Below are 11,908 nucleotides of genomic sequence, written 5' to 3' on the forward strand. Positions count from 1 at the left end.
ACACCTCAGCGGTGCGCGGATCCGGTCAACGGTTGCCCGTTGGCGGACTGCAGCAGGCAGATGACGGTGCTCGGGGTGGGGTTGGCGCCGGTGCGGTCTTGGTTCGAGTCGATGAGATAGGTGATCGAAAACCGGCTGCCGTCAACGGATTGGCCGGTGTACGGTGCGAATCCGGCGGCGCAGTCTCGATTGGCGACGGTGGCGATGGCGGTGTCGACGGCCATCGGAGCGCGCAGGTACACCTCCGCTAAATGCGCTGTCGCGCAATCCACTACGGTGACGTTGACGCGGCTCCCGTCGGCCGGTGGCAAGTCGGCCACGCACTGACCGGTCTGCAGCTCGATCCACTTCTCGGTGTGCGACCCCGGCTGCAACGGGGCGGCGGTAGCCATCGCGGACGAACTCAACATGGCTGCGGCGGCGAGGCCGCACATCGTGTGAAGGCGTGAAAACCGCATCGCAGCCTCCCTCGCTCCATCCCTTAGCCGTGCAGTTTAGGGCGTGTTGGTCAGCGCCGGGTCCGGTTTTTCCGACGACATCGACAAGAACCCGCGCACGCACCGTGCGGCCAGCCACCAATTCGCCGGCTTCTTCATGTCCAGGCCGCCCAGCAGCTGCTTGATCATGGTCAGCGTATCGAAGTAAATGCGTTCGCAGACAAGCGTTTCGGTGTCATCGAAGACGAAGTACGCGGTCATCCGGACGCGGAACCGGCTGCCCGTGGGCGGGACCTTGCCCAGATAACCGCGGTGCGTGCCCATCAGCCAGAATTCGACGATCACCGCGTCGGCGCTGTGGCGCAGCGCGATGATTTCGTGGTCCTGGTCGGGAAATGCGGTCCGCGTGTAGGCGTAGTAGTCGCGCACCGCGGCATCGCCGTCATGCACGAGCATCTGGGGGATCAGTTCGTAGCGCGGATGCGGGAAGGTCGACAAGACGTCGTCCCAGTCCTGGCGGACCTCGTCGTGGAAGTGGTCCAGCACGAGTTTCTGGCGGGCGGCCAGCACCTCGGCGGGGGGAAACGCGGGAATGGTCACGGGGTCAGCGTAATCCCGGAACTGCTAGCGCATGCGCTAGCGCGTGATATGCCTTCGGACAGAGGCGAACTCGACGCGGGGACTACCGCGGCGGCGTCCAGGCCACCGGCAGGGTTTTGATGCCGTGAATGAACTGCGACAGCAGCCGCGCGGGCTCATCCGTCGCAACGATGTCGGGTATCTCGCGGCGCAGTTCGTCGAAGACGACCCTGATCTCACGACGGGCGAGGTTGGCGCCCAGGCAGAAGTGGGCACCGCCGCCGCCGAAGCCGAAGTGCGGATTGGGGGTACGGCTCACGGCGAAGACCCAGGGATTCGCGAACGTCGACTCGTCGCGATTGGCCGAGTTGTACCACAGCGTGGCCTTGTCGCCGGCCTTCATCTTGGTGCCGCTGAGCTTGAAGTCCCGGGTCAACGTGCGCCGCATGTAGACCACCGGGGAGGCCCACCGCACGATCTCCTCGACGGCGGTGGGGGTCAGGCGGTCGAAGTTGGACCACCACTTCTGCCGCTCCTCGGGATAGCGCGACAGCGCCAGCACACCGTGACTGATCGCATTGCGCGTCGTTTCGTTGCCGGCCACCACCAGCAGGATGAAGAACGACGCGATCTCCGCCGACGTCAGCCGTTCCCCGTCGACCTCGGCTTCCACCAGGCTGGTGGTCAGGTCGTCGTGGTGATTGGACCGCCGGTCTTCGGCGAGTGCGCTGGCGTAGGCGCCGATGTCCATCGAGACCTGAAGAAACTCAGCGAAATCCGTCGCCAGGTCCGGGTCGCCGAACCCGAGAATGATGTTGGTCCAATGGAATATGCGCTGATGGTCCTGTTCGGGGATGCCCATCATGTCGCAGATGACCTGCAACGGCAGCGGACCGGCCAGCTCGCTGACCAGCTCGGCCTCGCCGTCGGGATGGTTGGCGATCAGCGACGCGACCAGCCGGCGGGCCCGCTCACGGACCGAGGCCTCGATGCGCGCCACGACTTTCGGGGTGAACGCGCGGCTGACGATCGAGCGCAGCCGCTGGTGACGCGGATCGTCGAGCACGATCATCGAACCGAAGTACTCGCTGATCTCCGGGGTGTTGTCGCTGATCGTGATATTCGGGCTGGAGCTGAAGATCTCTGGGTGACGGCTCGCGAAATGTACGTCGTCATGTTTGGTCAGCGCCCAGTGCCCGCTGCCCGGTTCGAAGCCCTCGTAATCGATCGCCGGCCAGAACGAGATCGGCGCCTCTCGGCGCAGCGTGGTGAACGCGCCGTCGCGGAAGTCGTCATCCAACCCCCAGAAATCCAGTGACTCGAGATGGATGTCGGCGAGCGGGATGTCGGGCGGTGGCGTCCCGTTCGTCCGCGGCGCCAGGCCTTTCCTGGGACCCGTCTTGAGGCTCACCGAGACCTCCTTCGTCGTGAAAAAGGGGAGTGCCGGTCAGTGGGTGCAGATGGTTCTGGCGGGCGCGCCCGTGGTGGCCGTCGCGGCGCTCACCACGTTGCCGTCGAGCAAGATCTTGCAGGAGATGGGGCCGGGCCCCTGCGCGCTGATGGCGAACACCTCGCCGCCGTAACCGGTGAACTCCGTCGACCAGGGCAGCGGCGCATTCACCTGATGCAGCTGCCCGGTGTCGGTTTGGTAGTAGATGAACTCGGCGACGGCGGGCCCGTTGATCTCGTAGCGCACCTTCGGCATCTGAGGAAGGGCATGGGCTACGCCGCACGCATTCGCGAATCCGAAACCGATGGCCAACAGGACCGAAGGTCCGGCGAGGTGCTTGGTCATGAATTGCATCGTGTCACCACGAGCGGCGGCACGGAAGCGCTTTCGCGCATGCGGGCTGGATGCCGCCTGCCCGCGCGCTTAATGTGAAGTTCGGCTGGTGACCGGAAAGGTGGCGTCAAGACATGGCGGAACACGGCTCAAAGCGTGTGGTGGTGTACGGAACCGGCTTCGTCGGCAAGATGGTGATCGCCGAGATCGTCAAGCATCCGTTGTTCGAGTTGGTCGGTGTCGGGGTCAGCAACCCCGACAAGGTCGGCCGCGACGTCGGCGAGATCTGCGGGCTGGCAGCGCCGGTCGGCATCACCGCCACCGACGACATCGACGCCCTGATCGCCCTCAAACCCGACGCGCTGGTGCACTACGGCCCCACGGCGATGCACGCCAAGGAGAACATCGCACTGATCACCCGGTTCCTGCGGGCCGGCATCGACGTGTGTTCGACCGCGATGACCCCGTGGGTCTGGCCGACCATGAGCCTCAACCCGCCCAACTGGATCCAGCCGATCACCGAGGCCTGCGAGCTGGGGGAGTCGTCCTGCTTCACCACCGGCATCGACCCCGGGTTCGCCAACGACCTGTTCCCGATGACGTTGATGGGACTGTGCTCGGAGGTGCGCCGGGTCCGGGCTTCCGAGCTGCTCGACTACACCAACTACGAGGGCGACTACGAATTCGAGATGGGCATCGGCCGCGAGCCCGAATTCAAGCCGCTGCTCGAAGACCGCGACATGCTGATTTTCGCGTGGGGCGCCACGGTCCCGATGATCGCGCACGCGGCCGGCATCATGCTCGACGAGATCACCACCACCTGGGACAAGTGGGTGACCCCGACGGAGCGCAACTCCGCCAGGGGTGTCATCAAGCCGGGGCACGTGGCCGCCGTCCGGTTCACCATCAACGGCGTCTATCAGGGTGAGACCCGCATCCAGCTCGAACACGTCAACCGGATCGGGCTGGACGCCGCCCCGGACTGGCCGACGGGCCACGACAACGACGTCTACCGGGTGGATATCGAGGGGACCCCGAGCATCTTCCAAGAGACCGCGTTCCGGTTCACCGACGGCTCGGGGCGCGACGCCGCCGCGGCCGGCTGCCTGGCGACCGGCCTGCGCGCACTCAATGCCGTTCCGGCGGTCAACGATTTACGGCCGGGCTGGGTCACCCCGCTCGACCTGCCGCTGATCGCCGGCCAGGGCAGCATCCGATGACCGGTGCACAGCGGGCGCATAGCTATCGCTGACACGGAATACAGGTTTTGGCGGCACAATGACGGCTAGCCGATGCGGGTTGGTGCGGCGGATATGGGGATCGGGATATGGCCAATGAAGTGGGGACCGCGCTGGGCTTGTCGATCGGTGCCACCAACCTGGCGGCCGTCACCTCCGACAACGCCATCACCCGCAAGCCCGTTCTGACGCTGTATCCGGATCGTCCCGCCGAGATCGGCATCCCCGCGGAGAACCCGCGATTGCAGGGCCCCGGCGTGGTGCTTACCGGCTTCGTCAACCGGGTCGGCGACCCGCGAGGCGTCGTCGCCATCGACGGGTCGGTGCACCGCAGCGAGGTTTTGGTCGCGGACGGGTTGCGGGCGCTGGCGTACGCCGCCAGCGGCGGACGCGCCCTGCCCGACGACATCGCGGTCACCTATCCGGCCCACTGGGAGTCGCATGCGGTGGAGGCCCTCGGCGCCGCTCTGGGAGAAATCCCGGAATGGTCGCGACGCGCGCGGCCCATCCTGCTGATCCCCGACGCCGCCGCGGCTCTGCTCGCCGTGCGGACCAACCCGGGCATACCGCCGCATGGAACCGTGGCCCTCTGCGATTTCGGCGGCAGCGGCACCAACATCACCTTGATGCACGCCGACGGTGACTACCGCGCGCTGGCCCCGACCGTCCGGCACCGCGATCTCTCCGGCGACCTGATCGATCAGGCGCTGCTGGGCGTCGTCATCGCCAACATGCCGACCACCGGTGCGTTCCCGTCAGGCAGCGCGGCGATCGGCTCGCTGAGCCGGTTGCGCAGCGCGTGCCGGATCGCCAAGGAGCAGCTGTCCTCGAGCACGGTGACCACGCTGACCGACGGGCTGGCCGGGACGCGCGGCGAAATCCGGCTGACCCGGCACGAACTTGACGACGCGATCCGCCCCTCGCTGAACGGCGTGATCGCGGCATTGGACGACGCCTTGGCGCGCAACGGAATCCGTGACCTCGTCGCGGTGGTCTCGACGGGCGGCGGGGCCAATCTGCCAGCCGTCACCACCGCGCTGTCGCGGCATTTCCGCGTTCCCGTCGCCACGACACCGCGCCCGCAACTCACGGCCGCGGTCGGCGCCGCGTTGCGGGTGGCGCACGGTCCCGGCGACGCCGGCGCGACGCTCTCGGCTCCCGCCGCGACCGCCGGCGCGACGCTCTCGGCTCCTGCCGCGCCTGCCGGCGCGACCGTTCGTGCGTCGGTGCGCTCCGACCCGCGGCCGGAAGCGACCGCGGCCACCCAGGCGCCACCGGCCGAGCCGACACAGGCCCAGCTGGCTCGTGCCTGGTCGGCCACCGGCCACAACTCGCGGGTCAGCGCCGCCGGTACGACGGGATTTTCGGCGCTCGACGCCGGCTCCCCGCCAGGAGCGGCCGACGTCGCAACCGGGGCGGCCGACGCCGCGCCCGGGGCGGCCGAGGCCGTCAAGCGTAAGCGGCTGCTGCCGCGCTGGCATCTGCTGCCGACGGCGGCGATCATCATCACCGTCGCCGCGGTGCTGCTGGTGGGGACCGCCGTGGCGATCGGCCTGACCTCGCAGAACAAATCGGCGATCACGCCGACTCCGGCCTTGAGTACCACCCCGGCAGCCCCGCCACCGGCGCCGAACAGCGCAACCGCAGAACCCGCCCCGCCGCCGCCGGACGTGCCGGTGCCGTCCACTTCGGACACCACCCCGCCCGCCGAGACCGAGACGCCGATGACCACCACGCCACGGGCCACTCCTCAGGCGGCCCCGCCAGCCGCCCCACGCAAAGTGGCGGCCCCGCCGATTCCGCCGATTCCGGGCGTCAACGAACCCATTCCCGGGCTGGACCGGGTCAACCAGATCATTCAGGAGATCGAGGGCAACCTGGGCATCAGCGCACCGGCACCTATCCCCGCCCGCTGAGCCTCGCCCGGCAATTCGGGTTCAGCTCAATCCTTTTCGCCCTTGTTCTCCGCTTTAGCGGCCTCTCGGAGGGTCTCGTTCAGGGCCTTGTCCTTCTCGATCTGGTCCTGCAAAGCCTGTTGGTGACGCTCGTCATCATCGGATTTCGACTCGGTGTCCGAGGCGTCCGAACCCTCGGGCGTTTCGTGCCTGGGGTTGCCGTCCTCGTCCAGCCAATCGTTGACGGCCGTACCGGACACGCTCCCCCCGGTGCCGGGCAGCACGATCGTGGGCTTGTCCTCGTAGGCCTCCATCATCTTGGCGGCCTCTTTTTTGTCGTCCTCGTCCGGCTCTGGTTTCTCGGTCAGCCGTTGCTCATCTTCTTGATCAGTCCCTTTATCTTCTTGATCAGTCCCTTTATCGTCCTGCACGCTCATGCGTCTACCCCCTTGCGGTCGCAGGTTGACTTGCAGGGGATTACCCGCTGCGCCGTTGTGCCGAAACTCTCATCGGCGCAGTGCGTCGCGCTTGACCAGCGCCAGCACGGCCTGCGGAATCCGCATCGGCTCGGGTGCCTTCGCGAGACGCTCGGCGACCGCGCACGTCAGCCGCTCGACGAAGTGCGCCGCCCGCTCGTCGTGGGTGCCGCCGTCGAGGGCGGCCGCCAGGGAGGGGAACATTGCGAAGCGGGCGAACGATGCCCACTGCGCGCCGAACGCCTCCGCATCGTGGTCTGATCGATAGCGAGCCCAGAACCGATCCTCGGCGTTGAACATCTCCAGGTGCTCGATCATCAGACCTTCAAATCGCCCCTTGGGCGCGAAGGGGGCTCGGAAATCCTTCTCGGAGCGGGCAACCGTGGGAATCGCCATGCGCCGCAACTCCTCTGAGCGCAGCACACCCTCGCGGGCCTGATCGGCCAGCGCCTCGATGATGGCGTCGAGCAACGGTCCGAAGCCTGCCGTGCCGTCTTCGTCGGCGGCCAGCGTCAACACCACCAGCCGGCCCTCGGGAGCCAGTTCCCGCCCGCGGAAGGCGACGAAGTTATGCCAGTCCAGCGCCGCCTGGTTGGCGTATGCCGACCGCGCGGTGTCGTCCTTGCTCCGCGAGACGTCCAGGTGATCGGGCACCTCGCAGGGCGTTCGGCTCAGCCATTGGGTCGCCCACGACGTCCATCCCAGGTTGACCGTCTTGGACGGCACGATCTGGTCGTAAAACGACCGGCCGACCGCCGAGGTGAAAGTCGCCGTGTCGGAGTGCAGGTAGCTCTCCGGGTCGTCGGCCACTGTCGCGAACAGCGCCGCGAAGTCGTTGCGCGGTACATCGGTGTGCGCCACCAGGATTGCGTGATCGTGGCGGGTGCGGCGACGCAGCACCGCGATGGCCGCCGACAGGGGCTTGAGCGAATTGTGGCCGTTGGCGGCGCCGTAGTCGGCGATGACGATCGGCTGCGGCGGCTTGGGCAACAGCACCTCTTCGGCCGCCCGTTCGAACACCGCGACCGCCTGCGACAAACCGGCGGCCCGCAGCCGCGACGCCTCGGTATAGGCGGGCTCGGGCCGCACCACAACGCTCGATTCGGGCATCGGTTCGGGCCGCATGGGTCAACGATAGTGGCGGAGCCGGCTGTCGGTCCGGATCGACAAATCAGTGGCCGCGGGCCACCCATTCTTCGTAGTGCACGATCTCGTCGCCGATGGTGGTGCTGTCGCCGTGGCCGGTATGCACGACGGTCTCGCCGGGCAACGTGCCGAGCCGGCCGGAAATCGACTCCAGGATGGTCGGGAAGTCCGAATAGGACCGCCCGGTCGCACCGGGCCCGCCGGAGAACAGGGTGTCGCCGCTGAACACCACGCCCAGCTCTGGGGCATACCAGCACACCGATCCGGGGGAGTGGCCCGGGGTGTGCAGCGCCAGCAGCTCGGTGCCGGCGACGTCGAGCGTATCGCCGTCGGCGATCGTGTGGAAGTCCTTGTCCGGGTGAGTCATTCGCCACAGCACGTCGTCGCCGGGATGCAACAGCACCGGTGCGTCCAGGGCAGCACCCAATTCGGGGGCGACGGTGACGTGGTCGTTGTGGCCGTGGGTGCACACCACCGCGACCACATTGCGGTTACCCACTGCGGCCAGGATCGGCTCGGCGGCATGGGCGGCGTCGAACACCACCACGTCGGAGTCGTCGCCGACGATCCAGATGTTGTTGTCGACTTCCCAACTGCCGCCGTCGAGTTCGAAGGTGCCGTGGGTGACCAGCCGTTCGATGCCCGCCATCAGAGCACCACCACCGACCGCAGCACCTCGCCGCTGTGCATCCGGTGGAACGCCTCTTCCACGTCGCCGAGCCCGATGCGCTCGGAGACGAACTGCTCCAGCGGCAGCCGGCCCTGCAGGTACAGGTCGATCAGCGTGGGGAAGTCGCGCTCGGGCAGGCAGTCGCCGTACCACGACGACTTCAACGAGCCGCCGTGGCTGAAGAAGTCCACCAGCGGCATGTCTAGGCGCATGTCGGGGGTCGGAACACCCACCAGCACAACGGTTCCGGCGAGGTCGCGGGCGTAGAAGGCCTGCTTCCAGGTCTCGGGCCGGCCCACGGCGTCGATCACCACGTCGGCGCCGAACCCGTCGGTGAGGTCTTGAATCGTCTTCACCACGTCGAGCTCGCGGGCGTTGATGGTGTGCGTCGCGCCGAACTTGCGGGCCCAGTCCAGCTTGGTGTTGTCGGTATCGACGGCGATGATCCGCCGGGCCCCGACCAGCGCGGCACCGGCGATCGCCGCGTCCCCCACGCCGCCGCAACCGATTACCGCGACGGTGTCGTCCCGGGTGACCGCGCCGGTGTTGATCGCCGCACCCAGCCCGGCCATCATCCCGCAGCCCAGCAGACCGGCGACCGCGGGATCGGCCTCAGGATTGACTTTGGTGCACTGGCCGGCGGCCACCAGCGTCTTGTCGGCGAACGCCCCGATGCCCAGGGCCGGAGTCAGCTCGGTGCCGTCGGTCAGCGTCATTTTCTGGCTGGCGTTGAAGGTGTCGAAGCAAAGGTGCGGCCTGCCGCGCTTGCAGGCCCGGCACTGCCCACAGACCGCCCGCCAGTTCAGGATGACGAAATCGCCCGGCGCGACCGCGGTCACGTCCGGGCCGACGGCCTCGACCCGGCCGGCGGCCTCGTGCCCGAGCAGGAAGGGATACTCGTCGTTGATGCCGCCCTCGCGGTAGGTCAGGTCGGTGTGGCACACCCCGCAGGCGATGACGTCGACCAGAGCCTCCCCGGGTCCGGGGTCCGGGACGACGATGTCCACCAACTCAACGGGTTCGCCCTTTTTGCGTGAAATCACGCCGCGCACTGTCTGACTCATGGGCTTCAACCTACTGACCGCCGCCATACATCTCTCGACGGGTTGGCCACCCATGAACCGGGTGTAGCGTCGCTGGGCGTGACGGCTTTGGAAACCACCGAAGAATTCACCGAACGAATCACCGCGGCCATCGACGGCGCCAGCCTGACCCTGTTGCTCAGCATCGGGCATCAGACCGGGCTGCTGGACACGATGGCCGGGCTGCCGCCCGCCACCAGCGAGCAGATCGCCGAGGCCGCCGGCCTCAATGAACGCTACGTCCGCGAGTGGCTGGGCGGCATGACCACCGGCCGCGTCGTCGAGTACGAGCCCGACACGGCCAGCTACTCGTTGCCCGCGGAGCGCGCCAAAGTGCTGACGCGCGCGGCCGGGCCGGACAACCTGGCCCTGGTGACGCTGCTCGTTCCGGTGCTCGCCGAGGTCGAACAAAAGATCATCGGGTGTTTTCGCGCCGGCGGTGGATTGCCGTACAGCGAGTTTCCCCGCTTCCACGCGTTGATGGCCGAGCAGAGCGCCGCGGTGTACGACACCGCACTGGTCGACGTGGTGCTGCCGTTGGTGGACGGCCTCGTGGAGCGGCTGCGGTCCGGAGCCGACGTGGCGGATTTCGGCTGCGGCAGCGGACACGCCATCAACGTGATGGCACAAGCGTTTCCGGCCAGCCGCTTCACCGGCATCGACTTTTCCGAGCAAGCCATCGCCACCGGGATCGCCGAAGCCGCCGAGCGGGGCCTGTCCAATGCGGCCTTCGAAAGCCACAATCTCGCCGAGTTGGACAAAACGGAGGCCTACGACGTCATCACCGTCTTCGACGCCATCCACGATCAGGCGCAGCCCGCGCGGGTTTTGGAGAACATCTACCGGGCGCTGCGACCCGGCGGCGTGCTGCTGATGGCCGACATCAAGGCGTCGAGCCGGCTCGAGGAGAACGTCGGTGTCCCGATGAGCACCTACCTGTACACGACGTCGCTGATGCACTGCATGACGGTGTCGCTGGCGCTGGACGGCGCCGGACTGGGCACCGCGTGGGGGACGCAGCTGGCCGTCTCGATGCTGGCTGACGCCGGCTTCGGCGACGTGCGCGTGGCCGAGGTCGAGTCGGACCCGATCAACAACTACTACATCGCCAGGAAGTGATGACGGCCCTCGACGCCCTGGACGGATGGCCGGTCGGGGCCGCGGCCGCCGCGGTGGTTGGGCCTGGCGGAATACTGGCCAGCCACGGCGACACCGGGCGGGTGTTCGAGCTGGCCTCGGTCACCAAGCCACTGGCGGCCCGGGCCGTGCAGGTCGCGCTCGAGGAAGGCGCCGTCGAACTCGACGCGGCCGCCGGCCCGCCCGGCGCGACCATCCGCCACCTGCTGGCCCACACCTCGGGTCTGTCCATGCACTCCGACAAGGTGCTGGCCGCCCCCGGCGCCCGCCGGATCTACTCCAACCAGGGGTTCACCGTGCTGGGCCAGACGGTGGAACAAGAGACCGGCATCGAGTTCGCGCGCTATCTGACCGAGGCGGTGTGCGAGCCGCTGGGCATGGCGGCGACCCACCTGAACGGCGGGGCGGTGGCCGCCGGGTTCGGGGCCAGGTCGACGGTGGCCGACCTGGCGGCGTTCGCCGCGGACTTGCTGCGCCCGGTGACGGTCTCGACGGACCTGCACGCCGAGGCGACGACGGTGCAGTTCCCCGGTTTGGACGGCGTCCTGCCCGGTTACGGGGTGCAGCGGCCCAACGATTGGGGGCTGGGTTTCGAGCTCCGGGACGCGAAATCACCGCACTGGACGGGCGGGCGGAATTCCCCGCGAACCTACGGCCATTTCGGCCAAGCGGGTGGTTTCATCTGGGCAGATCCCGAAAAAGATTTGGCGTTGGTGGTCCTCACGGACCGGGATTTCGGGGAGTGGGCGCTGCGGCCGTGGCCGGCGATTTCAGACGCCGTGATTGCCGAATACGGCTAGTGGGAAATGCACACTAGCGCAACACGGGTATCACAAGGCACAATAGACACGCACGACACAGTAAAAATCGAAAAATTGAGCACGCTGCCCTGTTTGTCGGGTCCGCAGGTCGTTGGGGAAGACGTCCCTCGTGGAACCGAAGGAGCAGGAAATGCGAGCGTCGAATCAATTCGCCGACGTGACGACCGGCGTGGTGTACGTGCACGCGTCGCCCGCGGCGGTTTGCCCGCATGTCGAGTGGGCGTTGTCGTCGACCCTGGGTGCCAAGGCGAATCTGACCTGGACGCCCCAGCCGGCGATGCCCGGGCAGCTGCGCGCGGTCACCAACTGGGTCGGGCCGGTGGGCACCGGCGCCAAACTGGCCAACGCGTTGCGGTCCTGGTCCGTGCTGCGGTTCGAGGTCACCGAGGACCCCAGCCCCGGCGTCGACGGCCATCGGTTCAGCCACACCCCGCAGCTCGGCCTGTGGAGCGGGGCGATGAGCGCCAACGGCGACATCATGGTCGGGGAGATGCGCCTGCGGTCGATGATGGCCCAGGGCGCCGACACCCTGGCCGCGGAATTGGACTCGGTGCTGGGCACCGCCTGGGACGAGGCTCTGGAGGCCTACCGCGACGGCGGCGACGCCGGCGAGGTGACCTGGCTCAGCCGGGGAGTGGGCTAGT

13 protein-coding genes are annotated in these 11,908 nt (G+C 67.8%); 5 read left to right on the forward strand and 8 right to left on the reverse strand.

The genetic code is table 11. From position 1 onward, the window contains the following. Positions 1 to 5: 5 nt before the first annotated feature. The 4 genes from ACIUM1_RS24920 to ACIUM1_RS24935 all read right to left on the reverse strand — a co-directional run bounded on the left by ACIUM1_RS24920 (position 6) and on the right by ACIUM1_RS24935 (position 2,811). Positions 6 to 458: a hypothetical protein gene (locus tag ACIUM1_RS24920; protein WP_406815141.1), complete on the reverse strand. Its 453-nt coding sequence runs from the start codon at positions 456 to 458 to the stop codon at positions 6 to 8. A 36-nt stretch (positions 459 to 494) separates the two neighbouring features. Then, on the reverse strand, positions 495 to 1,037 hold the full coding sequence (locus tag ACIUM1_RS24925) for an ester cyclase (RefSeq protein WP_406815142.1): 543 nt from the start codon (positions 1,035 to 1,037) through the stop codon (positions 495 to 497). 82 nt (positions 1,038 to 1,119) lie between these two features. After that, a complete protein-coding gene (locus ACIUM1_RS24930; RefSeq protein WP_406815143.1) occupies positions 1,120 to 2,427 on the reverse strand; it encodes a cytochrome P450 in 1,308 nt (435 codons plus the stop codon). Positions 2,428 to 2,463: 36 nt separating this feature from the next. Continuing rightward, a complete protein-coding gene (locus tag ACIUM1_RS24935) occupies positions 2,464 to 2,811 on the reverse strand; it encodes an MmpS family transport accessory protein (RefSeq protein WP_406815144.1) in 348 nt (115 codons plus the stop codon). 122 nt (positions 2,812 to 2,933) lie between these two features. Between ACIUM1_RS24935 and ACIUM1_RS24940 the strand changes: the two genes are divergently transcribed. Both ACIUM1_RS24940 and ACIUM1_RS24945 read left to right on the forward strand, forming a co-directional pair. Beyond that, positions 2,934 to 4,019: a dihydrodipicolinate reductase gene (locus tag ACIUM1_RS24940; RefSeq protein WP_406815145.1), complete on the forward strand. Its 1,086-nt coding sequence runs from the start codon at positions 2,934 to 2,936 to the stop codon at positions 4,017 to 4,019. Positions 4,020 to 4,126: 107 nt separating this feature from the next. Next, complete coding sequence (locus ACIUM1_RS24945) at positions 4,127 to 5,953, forward strand: Hsp70 family protein (protein ID WP_406815146.1); 1,827 nt, start codon at positions 4,127 to 4,129, stop codon at positions 5,951 to 5,953. 26 nt (positions 5,954 to 5,979) lie between these two features. Here ACIUM1_RS24945 and ACIUM1_RS24950 read toward each other — a convergent pair whose 3' ends face one another. From ACIUM1_RS24950 to ACIUM1_RS24965, 4 genes are all read right to left on the reverse strand, one after another. Next, positions 5,980 to 6,369 carry a hypothetical protein gene (locus ACIUM1_RS24950; RefSeq protein ID WP_406815147.1) on the reverse strand — a complete coding sequence of 130 codons (390 nt, stop codon included), beginning with the start codon at positions 6,367 to 6,369 and terminating at the stop codon, positions 5,980 to 5,982. A 69-nt stretch (positions 6,370 to 6,438) separates the two neighbouring features. After that, complete coding sequence (locus ACIUM1_RS24955) at positions 6,439 to 7,533, reverse strand: SAM-dependent methyltransferase (protein ID WP_406815148.1); 1,095 nt, start codon at positions 7,531 to 7,533, stop codon at positions 6,439 to 6,441. Between the two features lie 46 nt (positions 7,534 to 7,579). After that, positions 7,580 to 8,203, reverse strand: coding sequence for an MBL fold metallo-hydrolase (locus ACIUM1_RS24960; RefSeq protein WP_406815149.1), 624 nt, complete (start codon positions 8,201 to 8,203; stop codon positions 7,580 to 7,582). Beyond that, positions 8,203 to 9,288 carry an S-(hydroxymethyl)mycothiol dehydrogenase gene (locus ACIUM1_RS24965; protein WP_406815150.1) on the reverse strand — a complete coding sequence of 362 codons (1,086 nt, stop codon included), beginning with the start codon at positions 9,286 to 9,288 and terminating at the stop codon, positions 8,203 to 8,205. Before ACIUM1_RS24965 ends, ACIUM1_RS24960 begins: the two co-directional genes overlap by 1 nt. A 78-nt stretch (positions 9,289 to 9,366) precedes the next feature. Between ACIUM1_RS24965 and ACIUM1_RS24970 the strand changes: the two genes are divergently transcribed. From ACIUM1_RS24970 to ACIUM1_RS24980, 3 genes are all read left to right on the forward strand, one after another. Then, entirely contained in the window at positions 9,367 to 10,425 is a 1,059-nt protein-coding gene (locus ACIUM1_RS24970; protein WP_406815151.1) for a class I SAM-dependent methyltransferase, read from the forward strand. Then, positions 10,425 to 11,243: a serine hydrolase domain-containing protein gene (locus ACIUM1_RS24975; RefSeq protein ID WP_406815152.1), complete on the forward strand. Its 819-nt coding sequence runs from the start codon at positions 10,425 to 10,427 to the stop codon at positions 11,241 to 11,243. The genes ACIUM1_RS24970 and ACIUM1_RS24975 overlap by 1 nt, the downstream gene beginning before the upstream one ends. Before the next feature lie 151 nt (positions 11,244 to 11,394). After that, complete coding sequence (locus ACIUM1_RS24980) at positions 11,395 to 11,907, forward strand: DUF3145 domain-containing protein (protein ID WP_406815153.1); 513 nt, start codon at positions 11,395 to 11,397, stop codon at positions 11,905 to 11,907. Position 11,908: the final 1 nt, after the last annotated feature.

This window comes from Mycobacterium sp. M23085 (assembly GCF_045343915.1).
Classification (GTDB): Bacteria; Actinomycetota; Actinomycetes; order Mycobacteriales; family Mycobacteriaceae; genus Mycobacterium.